Source organism: Xenorhabdus indica, assembly GCF_014467235.1.
GTDB lineage: Bacteria > Pseudomonadota > Gammaproteobacteria > Enterobacterales > Enterobacteriaceae > Xenorhabdus > Xenorhabdus indica.
The window spans coordinates 1-22,203 of sequence record NZ_NKHP01000029.1 but is presented as its reverse complement, the minus strand read 5'-3'; the positions used below and the strand labels follow the sequence as shown (position 1 = coordinate 22,203).

Sequence of the window (22,203 nt, the reverse complement as noted above, 5' to 3'; positions counted from 1 at the left end):
ACGCGATAAGGCTCTCTAATTAATCTTGCTTAAAATAGGATCAATCAATCTATCTCGTGAGTTATATCAAAATAAGCCACTTCTGATAATGAACACTCTTCTACCGATATAATCGATGATGCAATAAAAACCGCTGGTTTTTTATTCTAGAATGTTTTCCGACTACAAGGTGTGAGCATATTTTGATTAATCTTTATCTAACTTGAGTTCTTAATTAATCAGTTAAAGGAAGTGCTCCCACACGTTTTCTAACGCATTGCGCTTAATTACACCAATGCCTCCAGAGAAAATATACTTGTTAATATTGATACGACTTAATTCTATGTCTTTGTATAAAACAACATGGGTTGTATTTCGTAACACGGCTGAATGCCCGCTCCCGAACATCCAGCCGATTTAAAAAAACTAATCCAATGAGAATGCTTATAAAGGAAGTGCAGTCTCATGCAGATGACGCCATATCACCTGATTATCCGCCCCCAACTCGAACACCACGGTCGAAAAGCGCAGCGTTGCGTTCTGGCCTGGCAGCTGTTGCCGTTCCTGATAAGTCACGGTAGCCCCTGTAGCACTCTCTGCAATCAATTGCATATTGTCGATTTCAATCTCCAGCCCCGATTTTGCGCCGCATTGCATACGGAAAAACGAAGTTAGAGACGTGTAATCAAGCTGACCACCGTCTGGTGTCACCATGGAATAGGCCGGGCTAAAACGCACCAACAAATCTTCACACACCTCGGCGGGGCTGCTGGCATCGCCGAGCCAACGGCGGATCAGTACGTGAGCATCTAAGACTTCCTGAAAGTAGCGATTCATCATTTCTCCTGATTAAACGTAAGAATGACTCTGCTATTAGCTATCCGTAGGCAGAGTAAAACGGGAATGACAGCGCTGATGGCCGCCAGTACAAAGCACAGATGATAAGCCTGGGTTTGCTGAATGCCTGACATACTGAGTAACACGTTCAGTAATAAGCTGATTAACGTCACGCCCAAACAGAAACTGAGCTGACGGTTGATGTTCCACAGGGCACTGGCATCCGCCAGTTCAGCATCGTGTACCTGAATAAACGCCGAACTCTGAGCGGTGCTGCTGCACAGGCTGCCCCCGAATCCCATCAGTGCATAAGCGACAGCCGTCAAAAACAGGTCATCGGCACTGCCAATCAGAGGTAATAATCCAATACCGATCCCCTGCACCAGACAACCAATGATAAACAGCGGACGCGGCCCGACCTTATTAAACTTTTTGCCAGTGAGGGAGATAGCGGCAAATGAGGCTATTGCCCAGGGAAACATCATCGCGCCCACTAGGGTGGCATGCATCCCCAGCTGATCCTGCAAATACAGCATCGCAATCATGCTGACGCCGGTAAAAATGCCCGGAATAAGCTGATAGATCAGCATCGCGGTTTGTAGCATCGGCTCCTGGATTAGACGCAGGTTGAGCAACGGTTGCGTTTTACGTAACGAAGTGCGTACATACCAGCACATCAGCGCAATACCTGAGCCCAGTAACGCTGCCCCCAAGCTCAGGCGACCGGATTCGCCCATGTAAGTCAGGCCTAGTAGAATCAGAGTCAGCGCCAGACAGCCCGAGATAAGACCACTGAAATCCAGCCGTTCGGCACTGATGGCACGCACATCACTCTTTAGCCAGCAAGCGGCAAGAATCAATGCGACGAACGCCAGAGGCAAACTGGCTAAAAAGACCCAGCGCCAGCTGACGTTGTCCACTAGCACGCCACCGATGGCCGGAGAGAGCGCCGGCGCCATTAAGGCGACCAGCATAACGACCGAAGAGAGTTTTGCCCGTTCATGACTGCGATAAAGGGCATAAGTCATTGTCTGACCAACAGGGATCAGCAGTCCCCCGCCCAGTCCCTGTACCACACGCCAGGCAATGAGTTGCTCAATCTGGGAGGCGCCGGCTGCACAGCTGGTGCCGATGATGAAAATAATCAATGAGAGGATAAACAGGCGCTTTGAGCCCATTCGTTTTGCCAGCCAACTACTTAGGGGAATAACCAAAGTTAATCCCAGAATATAGCCATTACTCACCCACGCCAGCTGACTAACCGGCGCATTAAGCTGCCGGCCAATATCGGGATAGGCGACGTTGGCGATAAACATGTTGACCAGATCGATGAAAAAACCCAGCAGATAGACGCTGGCGACACGCACCCGATAATTCATATATTTCTCATGAAAAACAACATAATGGACGCAGTATACAGTTAGAAAAAAAAGATAAATCGACGTTTTGCAGTTACACTGTCTAAATTATTTTGACAATAATCTAAGTTCATAAGGAAGATCCATGCTGAATATGCAACGTCTGGAGATATTTGTGGCGGTAGTGGAAGCCGGCAGTTTTACCAGTGCGGCGCATACGCTGGGGCTGACCAAAGCGGTAGTGAGTTTTAACATCAAGCAGCTTGAGGAGGAATTAGGCATTTCCGTGCTCAGCCGCAGCACCCGGCAGGTAGCCGTCACCGATGCCGGAGAGCGTTTTTATCTGCACTGTCTGCAACTGTTGCAAGATGTGGAAAAAATCCTGAACGATGTCCGCAGCGATCATACCGGTCTGAGAGGCAGGCTGCGTATCACCACCACGCCGGAATATGGGGCCAGAGTCGTGGTTCCCGTGCTCTCGGCATTTGCTGCTCTGCATCCGCAACTACGCATTCAGCACGTTTCTTCATCAAAAAATGATGATCTGATCTCCGGACGTTTTGATGTGGCGATACGTCTTGGTCAACTGGCGGACTCTACTCATCATGCGAAGCTGATCGATCGGTTCGATATTTTACCTGTCGCTTCAAAAGAATATTTAACGACGCATCATGACAATACCATCAATGACCTGAAACAACTGCAAAGTGCGCACTGGATCGCACATAGCCGCCTCGCCACACCGTTAAACTGGCAGGTTCTGACTCCTGCAGGCGACAATGTGCTGTTCAGGGCAGATGTTCCTCCCATGATCATGGCTGACAGCGCGGCTTCACTGCTGGCATTTGCCCGCAGTGGCGCAGGCGTGGCGTTACTGCCAGCTTGGTTGGTGCAAGAAGATATTGCCAACGGATGTTTAACCCCATTACTACCTGATCACCACTTTCCCAAGCAAGGTATCTACGCGCTCTATCCCAATACCCGCCATATCTCCGAGAACGTCCGGACATTTATCGATTTCTTACAAAGCCGGATCGAAAAGCCCAACAACAAAATCTAAACAGTTAATCTCAAACACATTAGCAAAACTCGCGATGAGTGACTCCAGAAAAAACGGAATGACAGCAAACTTATCGCGACACCTCTTAAAGATTAACAACCTTTCAGCTTAGAAAGTGCCAAAATGAATTACGTAATTTTACACTAACCGCGCTAAAAAAATTTTTGCCGTTCTGATCCAGCGAGCTAGTGTAGCGATCAAGAACTTTCGGACACTTTGGTAAAGACCAAAAGCTGATCCTTATCTATAATTTTTTATCTCAGTAAAAAAATAAACTATTTCTCATCAAAAACTTTAGTTTTAAAGTAAGAATTATCATTTTGATATAAATTTACTTAATGAGGATATATTAATGAAAAAGCCACTAGTCGTAATAACTGGAGCGAGTTCAGGAATCGGTCAGGCGACAGCAAAATTGCTTTCCTCATATGGCTATCCACTACTTTTAATCGCTCGACGAATAGAACGAATGGAAAGTCTAAATTTGCCAAATACATTATGTATGGCAGTTGACGTTACAGATAAAAAATCATTTTCCAAAGCAATAGAACAAGCAGAACAAAAGTTTGGTCCCGTTGATGCTCTAATTAACAATGCAGGAGTCATGCTGTTAGGAAACATGGAATTACAAGATCCTAACGAATGGGAACAAATGTTAAATGTTAATGTGAAAGGAATGATGAATGGTATTAGTGCTGTAACGAAAGGGATGATAAACAGAAAAAATGGAACCATAATAAATATCAGCTCAGTAGCCGGACGTAAAACATTTCCTAACCATACCGTTTATGTTGGTACAAAATTTGCTGTACATGGAATGAGTGAAAATTTAAGAGAAGAACTTTCAAAGTACAATATAAGAGTCACAATAATTGCTCCGGGTGCAGTCGAAACTGAGCTATTAAGCCACACATCCGATAAAAAAATAAAAGAAGAATACCAAGACTGGAAAAAAAATATGGGCGGTGAGATTCTAACCGCAGAAGATGTAGCTAAGGCTATAAATTATGCCTACAGCCAACCTCAAAATATCTGTATCAGAGAAATTGTTCTTGCGTCCACTAAGCAAGAAGCTTAAAACCAAATTAAATGGGCACTGCTGCAAAATTTGATTTCTATAAAAAATGGAACTCTATTGCCACAACATATTGCGTTTCTAGTAATAGAAATAACAAAATGTAGTAGGGAAACCATCTCCAGCAAAAATTTGCAACAGTACCAACATCAACAGGGCGTTTTATGTTTAGGCATGTTGGCTTCTATTGCTGAGCTTGAAAATTGAATTGCCACAGGTTTAATTGATAACTCAGAATTATTATGGGCTGACTTTGCCATGGTTGAAGCTCCCCAACTCTATGAGCATCTGCTATTGGCACAGACTGTGTAAAAACCGTGATTTCATCCAACAAACATCGATTTAGGTTGCATTTAAGCATCCGATTTCGTCGTAGCTTTTATCAAAGGCTATTAGTCTGTGCCCCTTGCTGACTATTAAATCAGCAACAGCCCGACCAATCCCTTCGTTTGCACCAACTACAAGGTATGTTTTAATTGTTTCGTTACACATTGAGATAAGCCACCGTTCTATTCTTAAATAAATAATCCTCAACGAGAACTGTGTATTTTCCTTGCTCAAATCGGTATGAAACATACCCACTACTGTCAAGCTTGAGTTTCTGGAATGCGGCAATAACAAAGGAAGCAGAGAAGCCATGAGTTACTACAGCAATCGACGAATCGCTTTTTTCGTAAACATCTTGGATAAAACTTTCTACACGGGTAAAAAGCTCGCCCCTTGACTCAGCCCCTTCACATATCCTATGGTTTTCTCGGTCTCCTGTCGGAGATGCTGGAACAATGAGTTTATTGTGTTCATCCTGGTCCATTCCTTCATGTTTCCCAAATGACATTTCACGCAATCGCGAATCAAACACTATAGGTAGCTGTGTTCCTGAAAAAATCTCATTTGATGTCTGCTGGCAACGTTTTAAGTCCGAAGAATAGACTTTTGTGACATCATCGATAGCACCTGAATCCACCAGTTTTTTCTTTACCAGTCGTGCCTGTTCAAGCCCTTTTTCAGTGAGGCTAGAGTCAAACCAGCCTCCAACACGTTTATTCACACCATGGGTAGCTTCACCGTGCGTAATTAAGTATATTTTCTTCATGTTCACCTCAACACATAGTTACATTCGTGGTCACAAAATCATTAATGTATCTTCGCTAACAACGTCGTCCATGAGTTCTGGAAAGAGCGTGGATTGATGCCTTGATTGACCAGTAATATGGTGAGACATGCCAGAATCTCCATGATTATGCTTACCAATCTGATGATACTGGACTTGGCTTTGAAATTGGCTCGGTAGCTAAGACCCATTGATCATAAGTACATCGTACTGAGACCAAAAGATGATCAAGGGTTTTTACACAGTCTGGGTACTAAGCCGACTATTTGATTGAATCTCGTTCAGTTCGAGTCTTATTTGGTACAACTAACTCACTTTTGCCCCATTGTGTGTTGGGAACGATGGCTGAATTACATCGGTAACCTATTTTTACAATACATAAATCATGACCTAAACTATAGCGGAATCAATATAACTTGATGCATTCCACATGCTCCATAAATAACTCATCAACTGAACACCTTTTTTCTCTTCTTATCGCTTTTACTCCGGCCCATTTGTGTTCGATGGGATTCAGATCCGGGCTATAAGCAACTGTCTTGAACATAAAAATTATGGCGCAACGTGATGGTAAGATTCATTCCATTCTTCGTTCTTTCTGAGCATTGCATTCAGGATAGTCAGCAACTTACGCATACAGGCAACCAGCACCACTTTTTTGGCTTTTCCGGCGGCAAGCAGACGCATGTAAAACGCCTTTATCACGAGATTAAATCGGGCTGTCACGAGTGCAGACATGTACAGTGCTGTTCTTACCCCAGCCCTGCCGCCAAAAATGGTTCGCCGACCGCGCATAGTGCCCGAGTCGCGGTTTACGGGCGCAACCCCCACAAGTGCGCTGATTTCACGTCGTGAGAGATGACCCAGTTCCGGAACCTCAGCCAACAAGGCGGCAACCGTCATAGTGCCAACACCTTTAACGCTGCTCAACCGTTCAGAAAGCGCTTTAAAGTGGCTCTTGAGATGCTGGTTCATGTCTGTATCGATTCGGGCAAGTTCACTTTCCAGCGCTTTGATAATGATATTAATGCTTTTTCTGTTTTGCGGATGGGAAGGGTACAGCCGGTTACGTTCAGCCACCAACATCGTAATTAACTGGCGTCTGCGCACCACCATAGCCACAAGAATCTGACGTTCAGCGTCTGGCAGAGCCCGGATAAAACGTTCCCGTTCCGGATGACGATTAATGACCTCCGCCATCTGTGCGAGTACTCTGGCGTCAATACGGTCAGTTTTTGCCAGATATCCCATCGCCCGGGCAAAGTCACGTGCCTGTCTGGGGTTAATAACAGCAACGTCAAAACCTTCTGCCTGAAGCGAGCAGGCCACGGCGGCTTCAAGCCCGCCAGTGGCCTCCATCAGAATCAGCGCAACGGAATGCGTTCTCAACTCAGCAAGAACGGCATCAAAACCATCAGAGTCGTTACTTGCAGTGAACTGTGCAAACTCATGACTGGCAGCGATGTCCAGTGTTGCTTTAGAAACATCAATGCCCACACACAGTGGATTTGGCAGACTCATTATTACCCCTCCTTGCAAATACGTTATGGAATACGGACAACTGTTCGGGTTTCAGATGAGTGGCTGGGTGTATGCGCCAATCGCTTACAGACGGGCTAGGAACCCTAGGCGGTATCAGGCTGCATACACCGCACCAAATCTAATCGTATTTATTTTAACCTACATTTAAGATACAAGGCGGGAGCCATTCCAATTGGCATCTGCTGTCGGCTATCGCTTGTATCGTGTCATGTCGTTTATAGAAACGCGCATTATCCATAACGATCACGGCGCCACTCGGAAGTTTTGGCAATCAATCTTGGGTAACCCAAGCATGAAAAACATCGGCATTGATGTTTCCGGTAAACACACTTAAGGTGAGAAAGGTATTTTTTATGATCGCACCAATGACATTCACACGATCTTTCGCGTGCCAATCGTGTGTACCGAAGCACCGTAACCCTTTTTTTGAACACCCGTGCAGGCGAGGCATGGACTGGGCAAAACCACTTTTATCCAGATAAACAATGGATTTGCCCGCTTGCTCATAGCCATCAAACCACCTATTGTTTTTTTGCCCAGGGAATCCAGCTTTTGGGAGTTGCAATGTCCATGTTTCAAGATCTGCTGCACGTAAGCGAGCGCCATTAATACGAAACTCTTACCGACGCTATTTGGCCCAAACAAAAGCGTCAGCGGCGCAATATAGATTGTTTGCGTCTATTTAAAGGAGCGGAAATTTATCAGTGATATTTGAGTGATTCTCATTGTATTTTGCTTCCAATTCAGATCCTACAGCAGTTTCTTCGTCACTAGAGTAATCATTCTGTTCTTCGATAACAGTCCCTGTCATCATGTGTGGTGTCCGATTTGACCCGCTTTACTGAAGATGCTTCGAAAAACAGGAAAATATGCCTCATTGGCTTCAACCTGATTCTCACTCAAGGTAAAAATATCCTGTAGAGGATCACCTTGATTAAAGTTTCGATCAACGAAATCCCAATTATACACCATCCGCTCAAGCTCTGTGCCACCTTATTGCAATCGGCAATGCTCATGGCCATGCGCTTGAGCAATTACACGGCTGATGGTCGTTTTGCTTGTACCGTCCACACCAAAAATATAATTGATGCGGCGAAGATCACTGAGCCTTACTGGACTCATATAAGTCGCTATGGGCGGATTTATTTGGATTTCGCCGAGCATACCTTCTCCTTAGATTTAGCCAGAAAAGGCTTTTTGGCTCAATGATGAAAAAGAAGCATCACAACCATCAAGAGATGCATTTAAACTGTCAATGTACTTTTGTACTCCCCAATAAATTGATCTAAATTTCTTTTGCAGCGGCAAATCGGGGAAAATTGCATCCGTAGTCTCGAACTTTCCCTTTGAAATATTCAACATAGAGCCACTAGTTCCAGTCGCCTGAGAGGTCAGCTTTTCTTTGAATCTAGGCTCCCAAATCAAGTAGTTTAGATATTCGGGCAATAGTATATTTTCACTTGTTTTTACATTCCAAAGCTTATCTGGTAAAAAAACATTACTGTTATCTTTAGGGACTATGCACGTTGCTGCGACAAGATCTCTAGTGTTTGCTCGACTAAAAAGAAGATCACCTTTTTTAGGAAATACTAACTTCTTATCTGCAGGAATATCTTTTTCATAAACAAATTTATTTTCCTGAGGATTAAATTTGCCACTAGTTACCGCTGAAATTTTTAGCACCCCATACTCTCCCTCATTACAAGGATAGCTTTCGCCTTTTGCACTCCATCCGGAGATGATCGATTTAATGCCGTCCACCAATGGCCTAACCTCCCACCCCTTCGGATTCGTCACCGGATCACCAAACATATCCAGAAACACGGCGCGGAGGAATTCGTCGGCGAGCTGGATGGCTTGCTGGCGTTTGCGGCGAATAGCATCGGCTTTATCGAGAATGGAGGCGATGCGTTTTTGTTCGGCTAGGGGGGGGAGAGGGATTTCCAAATCCTTGAACCTACCTACATCCAAGTTCGAAATATTTGTGGTTTGACGGCCACAATGCCTGATTTTATGCTGCGTAGACGGACTACTAATCCAGTGGTAAAGATATCTGCTATCAATAACCCTCTGCTTCGCACGGACTATAGAGATAAATCCCCCAGCTGTGGCCTGATAATTCAGCTTTGGTACGTAACTGGCCTTTCCCACAAGCTCCCAGCTATTAGCTGATGAAATCAAAATATCTCCTTCACACAGAGCCTGTTCCTTTCTCTTTACTAGCTCCGAGGGAATAGCAATCAGATCACTTTGCTCGAGTCCTTCAACCTGAACATTTTTAGTACGCATAACCACAGTAGAGTTGGAAGATAAAGGCTCTACCAGGTCATCAGGCTTGAAGGTCACTCCACGAATGAACGATATAACATCGTCCAATTTAGCTTGAGGCCAACTCACAGCATCCCCTCCAGTGCATCCAGATCCGCCATAATCTCGCTTTCCAGCGTTTTCAGTTTGTTCAGAATCGTCTTCGGGTCCTCAAAAGCTTCTTCCTCATACACCACTTCCTTATAACGATTGATGGAGAGGTCGAATTTGTTGTCGACAATATCTTTGGCGTCCACCACGAATGCTTTTTGAGTTTTATCGCCAAAGGCTTTGTTAATATCTTTGGCTAAAGCGTTCCTCTCAACCAAGGCAATATATTGCTTCCACTTGGCAATAGCTTCGGGCAGGTCGTTGCTGCCTTCGCCTTTTAACGGCGTTCTTTTATCATCTAATGAATAGCCATCAGTTTGCAGGTCATAGAACCAGACACGTTCAGTGCTGCCACCTTTAGTAAACATCAAAATGGCCGTGCTGACACCTGTATAGGGTTTAAAGACGCCGCTGGGCAAACTCACAATACCTTCGAGCTGGTTATTTTCAATCAACTCCTGACGCAGTTGCTGGTGTGCCTTGGAGGAGCCAAACAGCACGCCATCGGGTACGATGACGGCTGCACGGCCACCGAGTTTGAGGGCGCGCAGGATATGCGCCACAAACAGTAGCTCGGTCTTTTTGGTTTTCACCAAGCCCAACACATCGGGATTGGTATTGGTTTCGTCCAGGCTACCTTTAAATGGCGGGTTGGCGAGGATGACATCAAAGAAGTTTTCTTCCTGCTGCGGGAAGTTTTCTTTAATGGATTTACTCAGGCTATCCTGATAGAGGATATTAGCTCCATTTACCCCGTGCAAAGCCATATTCATGCTGCTGACGCGCAACATAGTCGTGTCGAAATCAAAACCCCAGAACATCTTTTTGTTGATATGGTCACGGTAAGGCTCTAACAAGTCGCCGGTGTAGTGTTTGTTACCGTCGTCGTCTTCAAGAATGCCGAACTCACTGGAATGCACGCGGTTGAGATATTCCATGATGCGAGTGAGAAATCCGGCTGTACCACAGGCCGGGTCGCAGACAGTATCAGTGGGCTGAGGATTAATCAGTTCGATCATGGCGTCGATAATATGGCGAGGCGTGCGGAACTGGCCATTGATACCGGCTGTGGTAAGTTTACTGAGCAGGTATTCGTAAATATCGCCTTTTACATCGCTTTGGGTTAGAGGCAGTTCATCCACCATCTCTACTGCACTGACGAGCACCGATTCATTTTTAATTTCAAGATCGGCATCCTGCATGTATTCACCGATATGCCCCAAAGCTTCGATGGCACTACCGTCGTTGCCCAGACCATCTTGTTCATCGGACTTTTTGCCAAGTTTTGCAAAGTAAGGGAAAACATTTTGCTTAAGGTGTTTATGCAGTTCTTTTCCACTGAGATTTTTAAAGTTTTTCCAGCGCAACAATTGCCCTTCCGGTGTATTGGGAAACAGGCGATCAAAATCTTTACCTGTACGGTTCGCTTTGCGTTCGGCCATGTCTTCCTGCATGTCGAGCATACGGGCGAACATCAGGTAGCTGATTTGCTCGATCACGGTTAAGGGGTTGGTGATACCACCGGTCCAGAATTTTTCCCAGAGATTGTCGATATCGTTACGTATTTGGCCTGTTAGCATTGAATAGCTCGCTTAATGATTTTCTGCTGTTTCTGATTCGATTGGCGCTGCGCTTAGCACATTGCCCTGTGCCGTGTTTTCCAACTGGCTTGGCTCTATCTCTTAAGCCAACTCATCCATCGGTTCGTCTGCCGGATCTTTCACCTGTTCTTTCGTCTGCTCATCAATAGGTTCAACGATCAAGGTCAGGCGCTCGGTTTCGAAGTCTATATGTGCAGCCTCCAAGTGGGGCAGGCTTTTACTGACTTTGGCAGAGAGTTGACTGAACCGATCCACCTTGCCATACAAGCCTTGCTGTCCTACTAGCGCTTTGACGGTGCTGTTGTAGTGGTTGCTGACGGTACTCAGGGTGCCACCTAATTTACTTAAACGCTCGGCTACAGTACACACTGAGTTGTATATATCACCTGCTTTTTCGCTGATTTCGCGGGCTTCGGCATTGCTGCGTTCAATCATCCACAGATTGGACACTGTGCGCAGAATGGGAATGAGCGTGGTATGGGAGACCAATACAATACCTTTTTTGTAGCCGTATTCGAACAGGTTTTTGTTATCTTTGAGCGCCTCGATATAGGCAGGCTCAATGGGCATGAACATGAGCACAAAGCTGGGGCTACGCATACCAACAAGGTTGGTGTAATCCTTGGATGCCAGATCATCAATGTGCCTGCGTACCGCTTTAACATGTTCGCTCATGGCCAGTTGGTATTCTTCCGGTGATTCTGCACCCACAGCCCGGTCGTATGCGTTCAGTGCTACCTTACTGTCGATGATGATGTGCTTACCATCGGGCAGCTTTATCAGATAGTCTGTCTGCTTTTGCTTGCCTTCTGCATCTCTGAATGAGCCTTGAACTTCATAGTGCGCCTCTTCCATCAAGCCACTCATTTCCAGGATGCGACGAAGCTGTGCCTCGCCCCAGGCTCCGCGCTTCTGAGAATCCCCTTTCAGCGCAGAAGTGAGGTTATTGGCTTCTTTGCTCATTTGCAGGCCAATTTCCAGTACCTTTTTAATCTCGGCATTGAGGCTGGTATTGCCTTGCAACGAAGCATCGTGTACTTCGTTTATACGCTTTTGGAAGCCTTCGATCTGTTCGCGGAAAGGCTTGAGCATAGTGTCGATACTGGCCTGACTGGTATGGGTAAAGGTTTTGCCTTTTTCCTCGAAAATTTTATTGGCCAGATTCTCAAACTCTTTGGTGAGCGATTGCTTGGTTTCACTGAGCTGCTGCATTTGCTCTTTAAAGTGTTCTTCTTTGCGCTCCAGCGTGGTTTTAAGCTCAGTATACTCGTTACTGAGCGACTGATAGTGCTCCTGAATCTGATCATAACGCTGTTGTTGATCTACAAGGGTCTGTTTGACGTCTTTCAGCTGTTCGCGCGCTTCGGTATTGGATGCTTCCAACTCTTTGGCCTTTTTGCCTTCTTGTGCCAGCTCATCTTTGAGTTGGCTCACCAAGGTGCGTTCTTGCTGAACGTTCTGCTCACATTTTTCCAGACGGTCTCGTAAATCCTGCGCTTGTTCTTTCAACGCTCGGTTATCGGCTTGAGCGGTTTCTAGTTGCTTTTCTGTACTATGGTGCTGCCCTCGTAACTCTTCCAGCGTTTTCTGTAAGGATGCCAGCTCGCCTTTACGCTCGGCTAATGCGTCATTCAGGCGTTGTTCTGTGACCTTTGCATTGGTCTGTTGCGTCTGTAGCTTGCTTTCCGACAGTTCTTTCTCGTGCAGAGTGATACCAAGCTGTTTGAGCTCATCCTGGTATTTCTGGTTTTGAGTGTTGGCCAGCTTAAGGGCTTGATCAGCCTGTTGCAATTGGGTGTTGAGCTCAGTGTTCTTACGTCCTAGCAGGACCATAGCCAGCAGATAGCCAAAAGCAACGAGAACCAGGCCCGCCACAGAGGCAATAATCGTGAGTTTAGTCGTCCATTCTAGTGATTGCATGGTCACTCCTGTGTGCTCTCAGGCTGTGAGCCTAACAATTTAGGTTCAGCCTTGATAAAAGGTTTTAGTACGGTGATTAACTCACCCACGTCATCGGCGGTAAATACGCCGTCAATACCCTCGTGCGAAACTGAGGTAAAAGGCGCATCGTACAGTTTTTCGATCTTGATCGAGCCGTGCTGGGCGATGTAGTTTTTCAGTAGGTTCATAAAGCGCACTTGCTGTGCTGTAAGTGTTGGGTGGGCGTGCAAAAAGCTCTTGAAGTGGTCTTCGATGGCTTGCGAGTCCAGCCCGATAATTTCACGCACGGTCAGGTGTAGTTGATCGGCAGTGCGGCCATAGAATTCATTCAGCACCTCCAAACTCACACTGGGGTGGCTGGTGAGTATGGTCGAGGTGAGGGTTTTTAATTCTGGTTCGGCAATAGATTCGCCTTTACGGATTTTCTGTAACGTGGGGTTGGCAGCTATCATCTGATCTAGAATATCTTTGAGTCTACGGCGGTAGATCATGGCCTCGTTGGCACCTGCGATTGTTACCTCACGTTCTTTTAGTTGCAAACCGGTGTCACCCGTTTTTGTTGCTGGTATAGCGTACAATCCACCGCTAACGGTTTGGCGATATTTCATGATGCCCCGCAACTCTTTGCGAGCTTTTTCCAGCTTATCGATAGTCGGGTTTTGCCAGAACTTGGCACTGCGCACTTCTGCTATAACCACATCTTTCTGGTGCACAGCCTGAATGTTAACGGCCAGCTTATTAAGTTCTGCCAACAGCAGCTCTCGACCATCATCAAAACAGCTGGCTTGCTCTACTAGGCAGCGTTCTATGGTGGCGATGAGCTTATCCAAATAAGTCGCATGTTTGTCGCGCAATACACGGGCCGACATTAATGGAGCGATGTGATTGACCAACTGATACTGAGTTTTTGCATCAAAGCGCTTCAATAGATCGGTTTGCTGTAACTGGTGTACGACCCGCAATTCACGTTTTACTGCAATACTAGTATCTGGCAGGTCGTTAATATCGGCATGCAATAACTCAATGGCAGCATCGAAGGCAGCTGCATGGTTTCGCTGTAAGGCAGCCTGAGCCAGCTCAATCCGGGATTCGAAGGTAGTTTGCAGCAAAGATTTGCCGCCAGTGTCTTCTGGCTCCTGATATTCCTCTTCAAAGAAAGCGAAGTTAGCGTAATGGTCAAAAATCAGGAATTCGGTTTTGTGTTTGCCAGGCCCGAAAAGATTGTGCCGTAGGCGCGTACCTCGGCCAATCATCTGCCAGAATTTCACCCAACTTTTCACAAGTTTGGCGAAAACGAGATTAACCACCTCAGGCACGTCGATGCCCGTATCAAGCATGTCGACCGAAATGGCGATGCGAAACTCGTTGTCAGCCTTTTTGAACTCTTTGATCAGGCTTTCCACATGGGGAATGGCATTATGGATGACCTTGCATACCTTAGTACCGTACTGCGGGTACAGCTTGCAGAACAGTTCTTCTAGATGCTCAGCGTGATCCTGGCGTTGAGCAAAGATGATAGTTTTACCGACCAAGGAGCCAGTTTCATCTTTGATGCCATTGTTTATCAGGTTTTCCAGAATAATGCGGTCAGTATCTTCACTGAAGATCTTACGGCCAATGTCTTTACCTGCAATAGTGGTATTACGGGCCTCTTCCTCGCCCAAGTCTTCTTCGAGTTGGCGCTTCTGCTCTTCGGTGAGGTTATTGTAGTGAACACCATCACGCAGGAAGTCAGTGGTAAGATCTTTAACCCGAAACGGTACCAAATACGGTGGCTCGTTGTTAATCGCTGCATCCAGCCCGAACTCAAATGTTGGGTCAGTGGTTTCGCAGTCGAACATATCGAACGTATTGCGACTGATAAATTTCACTGGGGTCGCGGTTAAGCCCACTTGAAGGGCATCGAAGTAATCGAACAGATCGCGGTATTTGTTGTAGACACTGCGATGGGATTCATCGGCAATGATCAGATCGAAGAAGCCTACATCCAATTGAGAGAAGCGGTTCATCATGCCGGGGTAAGTGGCAATATAGATACGCGCACTTTTATCAATCTTGTTGGTTTCACCAATCACACAACGCGGCTCAGAGGGTAGATTTTGCTTAAAAGCATCGTCGGCCTGTACCCGCAGTTCTTTGCGATCACACAAAAACAGAGCGCGCTTGGCCCAGCCTGTACGAAGCAGTAATTCAGCCAATGCAATGGCAACACGGGTTTTTCCTGTACCGGTCGCCTGAATAATCAGCGCCTTGCGGCGCTGACTTTGAAAGTGTGCCGCGACTGTTTTGATTGCTTCGATCTGATAAGGACGGTCAGCAATGCTGAGCTCTGGGTTGAATTTTTCCAGCTCAGCGGCACGGTAATGGCGCTGGTAGATCAGATAATCCAGGCTGTCCTTACTGTAGAAGCCATACACCGGACGATAGGTGTTGTACTGATGATCATCCCAAATGAAGGTTTCGTAACCGTTGGAATAGAAAATCACCGGGCGCTGGTAGCCCATGTGTTCAAAGGCATCGGCATAGAGGCGAGCCTGCTCACGACCTGCTTGAAGGTTGGTATTGCCGGATTTTTTCGCTTCGATAACGGCAAGCGGATGACCGTTATCACCCCATAGCACATAATCCACATAACCCTTGCCTGAGAGATTGTTGGGAAAGATCACTTCAAACTCCTGGCTAACCTGATCGGGATTCTGGATATCCCAGCCAGCTTGCAACAGCATGGCGTCGATCAATAGTGCACGGGTTTTGGCTTCGTTCCATTGCAGGCTGTCGGCCACTAACTGGCTCTGCTGCCGGAGTTTTTGTCGGTCAGACTTGGCGGGTGGCTCAAGCTTGTCGATATTTCGGGTGCGCTCACGCTCCAGCTGTTCGATCACCCTTTCGAGCTCTTCCTGCTGCTTTTGCAATTCTTTTTCGTAGCTTGAAACGGATTTTTGCAGTTGGTTCAAAGTTGCCGTAGGGTCTTTTATATCGACAAAAGAGGGGATCTGATCCTTCTTTTTGTTGTAGTACTTAATACCCATATACATGGCCAACTGGTGCGCCGTGCCCAATGCCATTTGAGCATTACGCAATTCGCCTTCTGCACCATGGGCGGTATCGTTACCTTGAATACGCAAAAAGTTGATCTGGTGAATCAGTGACTTGCTGACGCAGTCTTCAAAAACCGGGTTTTTGATCAGCTCATAGAAGTTGGATTGCGGCATGTGCGGCAGCAGTTCTTCCTTATAAATGGCCTTGGTCAGTACTTCAGCAAAGCTGCGCAGGCGGGTCAGGGCACTACCCGGATCAATATGCAGTACCGCCTCGGCGAAACTACCGAGGTTGGCAAGAAAATCATTTTCAGGTCGCAAGAATTCGAAGTTCGCTGATTTCATCAAAATTATTTTGTCCATATATTCTGTTCATACCTGCATCGTCTCTACGTACAGAGAGTTTTAGCAAAGGACGTGCCAATTTTATTTAATCACTAGGAAATACCGTATTTTTCCATCCAATTGTTCAGTGTCTGGTAGTTTTTCAGCCCCAGCAGCTGTGCTGCTCGGGTCTTGTTTTGGCCACTATGATCCAACGCCTTACGTATATAAATCGCAGCGACGCCGCCAATTATACATTGTATATCAATGCCTTGAGATATATCCATATTCATCAACCCTGTTTCCGGCTCTGGCATATGGAACAGCGCCTGACGGATATCAGCGGCGGTAATATCGTCACCTTGGCACCATAGAGCTGCTCGCAGCAATGTGGACTGCAATTCACGCACATTTCCTCGCCAAGGGCATTGAAGGATAAGATTTTTTGCATCAGGAGAAATTTTCTTATGCCTAAGCATCGAGTCATGGATACTCATCGCTTTGACCAAGCTATCTGCCAGTAATGACAGATCTCCATCACGCTCCCTCAGAGGCGGTAGATGTAGTACTCCAACAGCCACCCGATAGAACAAATCCTCCCTAAAGCTACCATTGGAAACCGCTTCTATCAGGTTGCGGTGGGTCGCCGTAATCAAGCGGACATCAACCTTTTGCTCTTTGGTGCCGCCTACAGGGTTGAACGTCCCCTCCTGTAATACGCGTAATAAACGCACTTGTATGCTGGGTTCCAGTTCGCCAAATTCATCCAGAAATAGAGTTCCACCATTAGCTTGCTCGAATAAACCTGCCTTGTCGGCTAGAGCACCGGTGAAGGCACCTTTCTTATGACCAAAGAGGACTGAATCGACCAGCTCGGTCGGAATAGCACCGCAGTTAACCGGCACAAACGGCTTGTTGGTTCTATGACTGGCATTATGAATAGCACGGGCAAAGAGCTCTTTACCTGACCGCTCTCCCCATAGATCAACACTGGCACTTCACGTTCTGCCAGTATTTGCGCCTGCGCTTTCAGAGACTGCATGCGGGGGTTACGGGTGACAATGTTGTCGAAGGCTGCATTGATAGGGGCACTGGCCTCTGCCAGCTGGCTAATCTTTGCGCTGTCAATGCTTTTAGCGGCGGGCAGGTATTCCGCTGAAACCTCAAAGGGGATATCCACTTGTTGGACACCCTGCTCTAGTGATGATTGGTAAAACTGACAGGGATAATGGGTTTTACCCAATAAGATCCACACAGCCTGCATGGCCGGTGTTCCTGGGCTTAACAAGATGGATAACTCGCAGCCCTCTACGGTAAGCTTAGATAGCTGCTGATTGGCCTGGACATAGATTTCACCGAAGTTAACAGGTGAAGATAGCGAAATGGCGTGAGCACAGATAGGCGTGGTAACTAGCTCCTGCAACCAAGCCAGATAGGACCTCACCTGATCTTCCGGGTAGTTGTAAAGTAGTTCTACGGCATCAAACGCTTGTGCTGTAAGAGTCGCCGCAATCGGCCCAAGCGCCTGACCATCAGCTCCGGTGCTGCCGGTGGCTTTGAGGTCGTTCCCCCCAATCCAGCTGACCAGTGTATGGGGCTTAGCCTTGCACATCCGTGAACTCCAGCATATCAGCCACCTCACATTCAAATAGGCGGCAAAGTTTATCCAAAGCCTCAATGTCGATCTTTTGCGCAGATTCTTTGTACATCAGCGTTACAGTATTCCTGCTAAGACCGGTTTCACGCAAGACGTCGGAAATTTTCATTTTTCGCTCTCCCATCAGGCGAGCGAGATGGCAACGTATCATGGACTGACTCTACGATGTACACAATTAGGTCTAATAATATCCCAATATTCTGAAAAAATTAAAGATTAACTGAAATATTTACGCGTAACGATAAAAAGGCGGGCTGTATCGATTAATTTTTGATAGTTCGTTGTATGCAACTAGCTAACTCAACTCGGTAGCAGCTATAAGATGGCTGCGGATCTTAGATATGCCTCTGGTGCTGATACCAGACCGCTATGAATGCTGTCATTGATATCATGAAGCTTACTTGTTGAACAACACTCTACAGTAATCAAGGGGTATTTATCCCAGGATTTATGTGATGAATTTGAAGCAGAAGTTGTCACGTTAAGGCGTTAGTAAAAGGCTTAACCGGGCATTTCTATGGTGACAAAGGGTATTTATCGCAAGCATTATGCGATGAGATGAAAACGGAGGGGATCACACTGATCACCCATGTTCGTCGTAATATGAAAGCCAAATTTTTATCACTTTGGGGCAGTGTTATGTTAAGAAAGCGGTTTTTGATAGAGACAGTGAATGACCAATTGAAAAATATTTCTCAGATAGAACATTCAAGACACCGGAGCGTAGTCGGCTTTTTACTGGAGGTTGTATCGGGACTTATTGCTTATACATTCCAACCCAAAAAGCCGAGTTTAGGTTTACGTGATTCTGAAATTGGGATGCTGAAACAAAACTGAGGTTAATTGAGTTTTCCCATCACTACTTGCTTGTCGGGGAACCAACCCTAGCCAAGCCGCCAGTTGCCTGCCGTTATTGAATTGCTTTCCATCACCGACATAAGCGATAAATGCAGAGGCGATTAGGGGACCAATGCCGGGAATAGATTGTAATTGCTGCCACTGTGCCGTTTATGATGATAGCAATTTGAGGGTTTCTTCTATTTCATCTGTTCGTTGGAACAATATCAGCCAGTCTTCATAAAGTTGTTTCAAAATCCTACGTGCAATCACCGTTAATCCATTACTAGCATCCTCAAGTGCTTCAGCGATTGTCTCAGGGCAGCAGAGCATTGCGGAAAAACGATGCCATATTCTACCTCCAGTCCTCTGATTTGATTAGAGGTGGCAACGCATTTTTGAACTAATGACTATCGCACATGATGGAGAGCACAAAGGTCCTGTTGAGAAAGGTTTTTCACTGGCACAAAATGCATATCAGGCCGATTCGCAGCCTCACAAATTTCCAGAGCGTCATTGGCATCATTTTTATGGTGTTTGGCGAAGGCTTTAACGTGCTGAAGGGGGATGAGGCAAACCTCAAAGCCAAGATGCCCAACAATCCGCCCCCAATAGTGGGCAGTGCTACAAGCCTCCATTGCAACCAAAGTCCCTGACTCCATTTGTCTGACAGCATCCAGTAGCCGATTGCTAGTCACTTTTTTATTAAAGACAACATGATTACCATCGAGCAAACAGAGCTGAAAGATCGATTTTGCTAAATCAATACCAAGAATTTTATTACGCATGATGGACGTTTCCGTAAAATGAGTCTGCTATTTCATTTTGGTACAATTGACGCCATGTGGGACGTCCATCTCATCAGATGAGGTTGCGCTCAAATCATCGATAGTGTCATATCGAGTATTATTTGGTACAACTAGCTTGCTTTTGTCCAAAAGTGAGTTAGCGTAACATAGGGATAATCGCCTAAGATTCAAGATTGCTTTGCTCATATTCCAATGACCAGAGCAACAGAGCGTGTGTGCTCCAATACAACTTATTCGCCCTCAATATTCTGGTAGTACACCTGCTTAATATAACGCCCTCGCCCATCGCCATGCCCTAAATCCATTGAGACCAGTGCCAGCGCTTCCCGCTCGTTAAATCCTTGCGCTATATAATGCTCCCCGGATTGCTGAGCAAAATGGTAACGCATACTGTGCGGGGCGTTCTTACCCGTCAATCCTGAGCTTCTGACAATATAGCGGTAACGGTCGATGGCCTGCGTGATCGTCGGCTTATCAATCAGTTTACCGCCACGCCCGGTCTGCTCGCGTTCAGCATAAGCAATCGCGTATTGCAGGGCTTCCCGATCCAATATGACCGTCTGCCGGGGTCGTCCACCTTTAGTACCGAACACCACCCGCACAGACGTATGCCCGTTTTCCAGTGCTTTCTTCCAGGTCGTTAACGATTTGTAGGCTTCCACCGCTTCTTTGGTACGCAGTCCCAGCACATACGCCAGTTGCATCACCGCCGCGACACGCCGGTCTTTTTGTTCCACCTGCTGAAAAATGTCCCGGAATGCAGCCGGTGCCAGCGCCATTTTCGTTCCCTTGCGGCTGGTATCCGCGATACCCAATGCCCGATTACTCAGGCGGGCATTCTCGGGATCAGCCAGCTTGTGCTTTCCCGCCTGCGCTAAAATGGCTCGCAACACCGACATTTCATTTTGCAGTGTCCGGTGACTGATATTGTTGGCTTTGCGTTCAGCGATGTAACGCTCAATATATTTCACCTTCAGGCTATCCATTTGCCGGAGTTTGATGCCATTGTCTTTCAAATAATCAAGGAAGTGCCGGGCAATCCGCGCCCGATCCGCCACCGTAACAAAACTTCCGCCCGCCTGTCGGGCATGCGTGATAAAAACTTTTCTGAACAGCTCAACCTTTGAACGTGTCGATCCCTGCGCCATTCTCGCCTCTCCTGCTACTTTGCGTTTGTTTTATTCATTTTTAGTCGTTTTTAAAACAATTCCCTACGTATCGGTTCAGGTTCACCGTTCCGTGGTGCGTCAGACAATGTGTAGCAGGGCGGGATTGTGTTGAGTTATTGCAGGAGCTCGCGACGTGCTCAGCACAGCGATGACATGCTCCCCGTTCAGAGCCTGATCAGTTCAGGATGAACGCCTCATTATCTTGACGTGATTCATTTCTCCTTAATTTTTACTGCATCAGCCTGCAATCAGGCAGTGGGTTGAAAATCCGATAGGACAATCGTTTAACAGGGTGGTTAATCGTCTGTTTTACGTGGTTTCACTGAGTAATGCGGGATTCAAATTGGTCGTAAAACCAGACCGGATGGGCTATGGACGTTTGCCGCTTTGCGGCGTCACTTGGTAATCGCTGCGCTTCAACACAAGTGACGCCACGCCGTTTTCGGGACGTTTATCGTGATGAATTAAAACGCAGATGAAGGTTGTACCGATGAAAACGGTATCGTTTAACGTAAGACAGAGCATGTCCTGCTCGGTTATGTGGATAGCCGGGTGGCGAATCACACCGGGAGACTTTCATCATCAGACGGAGGGTTAGGTGTCCGAAGATATCTGCTTCCAAAAGTGCGCAGATTTACCGCAATGTTTGCACTCCCTTTCAGGCTACGGGAGTTTTAATTTCGCCACCTCATGGGTGATCCTTACAGGCGATGGATCATCAGTTAACAGAACGATAGTAGCGATTGTCTCAGGCGGGGTCAAACGGTGTTTTAGGCCACTTTTTCACGGCGTATTTTCAGACAGGTTGAATAGCCGTCTTTCTAAAACAAATAAAACTATCTTTTCATATTGCTGAGATAAGCATCAATATCACGATGAAATATTGATGCTTATCTCAAATAATGATTGACGTTGTATTTTAACAAGCATGAAAGAGCTATTTTTGTTATGGCGTGTTATTTAATGTTGGGGTTAAAAATACCTTCATTATTTTAAATGACAACTTTTGTGATCATAGTCATAAAATGAAAATGATCATGCTTTTTAAATCCCTTGCTATTTTATTTTTATCAATAAATCATATGACTATCAAATCAACACTCAGCCCGTCAGCGATAAATCCCGAAACAATAAATTAACCATTGATAAAAGCAGAGTGTATTACGCTAATGACGCAATGATTTTAACTTTTTATGTTGTCATTGTAGGGGGCATTTTTTTATTTCACTTGATTTCATTTGGTTTTCACTTAGCCCTTATTTATCATTTCCTCTCATTATTATTTTTCATGAATTAAACAAAATATTCGGGTATTACAGTCTCTTCAAATTATCTCAGGGTCACGATATAAATAAGCTTTCAAAATAGTAGATCACTTGGAGGGAACTCAGTCCAATTTTTGCGATCTGATTAATCGCCAAATCAAAAAAATCCCAAAATGGACTGA

Annotated in this window: 16 protein-coding genes and 2 pseudogenes; 3 read left to right on the top strand and 15 right to left on the bottom strand. The window is 46.0% G+C overall.

What is annotated here, in order from left to right:
- Nucleotides 1-423: 423 nt before the first annotated feature.
- Entirely contained in the window at nucleotides 424-816 is a 393-nt protein-coding gene (locus Xind_RS17385) for a DUF4440 domain-containing protein (RefSeq protein WP_187650637.1), read from the bottom strand.
- Nucleotides 816-2,195: an MFS transporter gene (locus tag Xind_RS17380; RefSeq protein WP_187650621.1), complete on the bottom strand. Its 1,380-nt coding sequence runs from the start codon at nucleotides 2,193-2,195 to the stop codon at nucleotides 816-818. The genes Xind_RS17385 and Xind_RS17380 overlap by 1 nt, the downstream gene beginning before the upstream one ends.
- 124 nt (nucleotides 2,196-2,319) lie before the next feature.
- On the opposite strand from Xind_RS17380, the gene Xind_RS17375 reads away from it, so the two are divergent.
- Complete coding sequence (locus Xind_RS17375; protein WP_187650620.1) at nucleotides 2,320-3,234, top strand: LysR family transcriptional regulator; 915 nt, start codon at nucleotides 2,320-2,322, stop codon at nucleotides 3,232-3,234.
- A 352-nt stretch (nucleotides 3,235-3,586) separates the two neighbouring features.
- Complete coding sequence (locus Xind_RS17370; RefSeq protein WP_187650619.1) at nucleotides 3,587-4,312, top strand: SDR family oxidoreductase; 726 nt, start codon at nucleotides 3,587-3,589, stop codon at nucleotides 4,310-4,312.
- A 481-nt stretch (nucleotides 4,313-4,793) separates the two neighbouring features.
- On the opposite strand, the gene Xind_RS17365 is transcribed toward Xind_RS17370, so the two are convergent.
- The 10 genes from Xind_RS17365 to Xind_RS17320 form a co-directional block, all read right to left on the bottom strand.
- The gene (locus tag Xind_RS17365; RefSeq protein ID WP_187650618.1) at nucleotides 4,794-5,402 is read right to left on the bottom strand and encodes a histidine phosphatase family protein; all 609 of its coding nucleotides are present in this window, start codon (nucleotides 5,400-5,402) and stop codon (nucleotides 4,794-4,796) included.
- A 570-nt stretch (nucleotides 5,403-5,972) separates the two neighbouring features.
- On the bottom strand, nucleotides 5,973-6,941 hold the full coding sequence (locus Xind_RS17360) for an IS110 family RNA-guided transposase (RefSeq protein ID WP_187650617.1): 969 nt from the start codon (nucleotides 6,939-6,941) through the stop codon (nucleotides 5,973-5,975).
- 292 nt (nucleotides 6,942-7,233) lie between these two features.
- Nucleotides 7,234-7,527, bottom strand: a complete 294-nt coding sequence (locus Xind_RS21845) for a transposase (protein ID WP_246432598.1) — start codon at nucleotides 7,525-7,527, stop codon at nucleotides 7,234-7,236.
- A gap of 428 nt (nucleotides 7,528-7,955) precedes the next feature.
- Nucleotides 7,956-8,126: a hypothetical protein gene (locus Xind_RS20700; RefSeq protein ID WP_222941851.1), complete on the bottom strand. Its 171-nt coding sequence runs from the start codon at nucleotides 8,124-8,126 to the stop codon at nucleotides 7,956-7,958.
- 15 nt (nucleotides 8,127-8,141) lie between these two features.
- The gene (locus Xind_RS23680) at nucleotides 8,142-9,359 is read right to left on the bottom strand and encodes a restriction endonuclease subunit S (RefSeq protein ID WP_187650616.1); all 1,218 of its coding nucleotides are present in this window, start codon (nucleotides 9,357-9,359) and stop codon (nucleotides 8,142-8,144) included.
- The gene (locus Xind_RS17340) at nucleotides 9,356-10,960 is read right to left on the bottom strand and encodes a type I restriction-modification system subunit M (RefSeq protein ID WP_187650615.1); all 1,605 of its coding nucleotides are present in this window, start codon (nucleotides 10,958-10,960) and stop codon (nucleotides 9,356-9,358) included. Before Xind_RS17340 ends, Xind_RS23680 begins: the two co-directional genes overlap by 4 nt.
- A gap of 102 nt (nucleotides 10,961-11,062) precedes the next feature.
- On the bottom strand, nucleotides 11,063-12,901 hold the full coding sequence (locus tag Xind_RS17335) for a DNA recombination protein RmuC (RefSeq protein WP_187650614.1): 1,839 nt from the start codon (nucleotides 12,899-12,901) through the stop codon (nucleotides 11,063-11,065).
- 2 nt (nucleotides 12,902-12,903) lie between these two features.
- On the bottom strand, nucleotides 12,904-16,323 hold the full coding sequence (locus Xind_RS17330) for a DEAD/DEAH box helicase family protein (RefSeq protein WP_246432597.1): 3,420 nt from the start codon (nucleotides 16,321-16,323) through the stop codon (nucleotides 12,904-12,906).
- A gap of 74 nt (nucleotides 16,324-16,397) precedes the next feature.
- Entirely contained in the window at nucleotides 16,398-17,225 is an 828-nt protein-coding gene (locus tag Xind_RS21840) for a sigma 54-interacting transcriptional regulator (protein WP_338114366.1), read from the bottom strand.
- 657 nt (nucleotides 17,226-17,882) lie between these two features.
- The gene (locus Xind_RS17320; RefSeq protein WP_476756469.1) at nucleotides 17,883-18,050 is read right to left on the bottom strand and encodes a helix-turn-helix domain-containing protein; all 168 of its coding nucleotides are present in this window, start codon (nucleotides 18,048-18,050) and stop codon (nucleotides 17,883-17,885) included.
- A 371-nt stretch (nucleotides 18,051-18,421) separates the two neighbouring features.
- Here Xind_RS17320 and Xind_RS17315 point away from each other — a divergent pair.
- Nucleotides 18,422-18,778: pseudogene (locus Xind_RS17315) on the top strand (transposase); the annotation flags it as partial.
- A 3-nt stretch (nucleotides 18,779-18,781) separates the two neighbouring features.
- On the opposite strand, the pseudogene Xind_RS24640 reads toward Xind_RS17315, so the two are convergent.
- The 3 genes and pseudogenes from Xind_RS24640 to Xind_RS17300 all read right to left on the bottom strand — a co-directional run.
- Nucleotides 18,782-18,937 (bottom strand): annotated as a pseudogene (locus Xind_RS24640) (transposase); the annotation flags it as partial.
- Nucleotides 18,938-19,188: 251 nt separating this feature from the next.
- The gene (locus Xind_RS17305; protein WP_187650613.1) at nucleotides 19,189-19,566 is read right to left on the bottom strand and encodes an IS110 family transposase; all 378 of its coding nucleotides are present in this window, start codon (nucleotides 19,564-19,566) and stop codon (nucleotides 19,189-19,191) included.
- A 251-nt stretch (nucleotides 19,567-19,817) separates the two neighbouring features.
- Entirely contained in the window at nucleotides 19,818-20,735 is a 918-nt protein-coding gene (locus tag Xind_RS17300; RefSeq protein ID WP_187650612.1) for an integrase domain-containing protein, read from the bottom strand.
- Between the last annotated feature and the right edge of the window lie 1,468 nt (nucleotides 20,736-22,203).

Bases quoted from the DNA above. Each gene is read 5' to 3' on its own strand.
- Xind_RS17385 (WP_187650637.1), bottom strand. From the start codon at position 816: ATGAATCGCTACTTTCAGGAAGTCTTAGATGCTCACGTACTGATCCGC.
- Xind_RS17380 (WP_187650621.1), bottom strand. From the start codon at position 2,195: ATGAATTATCGGGTGCGTGTCGCCAGCGTCTATCTGCTGGGTTTTTTC.
- Xind_RS17375 (WP_187650620.1), top strand. From the start codon at position 2,320: ATGCTGAATATGCAACGTCTGGAGATATTTGTGGCGGTAGTGGAAGCC.
- Xind_RS17370 (WP_187650619.1), top strand. From the start codon at position 3,587: ATGAAAAAGCCACTAGTCGTAATAACTGGAGCGAGTTCAGGAATCGGT.
- Xind_RS17365 (WP_187650618.1), bottom strand. From the start codon at position 5,402: ATGAAGAAAATATACTTAATTACGCACGGTGAAGCTACCCATGGTGTG.
- Xind_RS17360 (WP_187650617.1), bottom strand. From the start codon at position 6,941: ATGAGTCTGCCAAATCCACTGTGTGTGGGCATTGATGTTTCTAAAGCA.
- Xind_RS20700 (WP_222941851.1), bottom strand. From the start codon at position 8,126: ATGCTCGGCGAAATCCAAATAAATCCGCCCATAGCGACTTATATGAGT.
- Xind_RS17340 (WP_187650615.1), bottom strand. From the start codon at position 10,960: ATGCTAACAGGCCAAATACGTAACGATATCGACAATCTCTGGGAAAAA.
- Xind_RS17335 (WP_187650614.1), bottom strand. From the start codon at position 12,901: ATGCAATCACTAGAATGGACGACTAAACTCACGATTATTGCCTCTGTG.
- Xind_RS17330 (WP_246432597.1), bottom strand. From the start codon at position 16,323: ATGGACAAAATAATTTTGATGAAATCAGCGAACTTCGAATTCTTGCGA.
- Xind_RS17320 (WP_476756469.1), bottom strand. From the start codon at position 18,050: ATGAAAATTTCCGACGTCTTGCGTGAAACCGGTCTTAGCAGGAATACT.
- Xind_RS17305 (WP_187650613.1), bottom strand. From the start codon at position 19,566: ATGCGTAATAAAATTCTTGGTATTGATTTAGCAAAATCGATCTTTCAG.
- Xind_RS17300 (WP_187650612.1), bottom strand. From the start codon at position 20,735: ATGGCGCAGGGATCGACACGTTCAAAGGTTGAGCTGTTCAGAAAAGTT.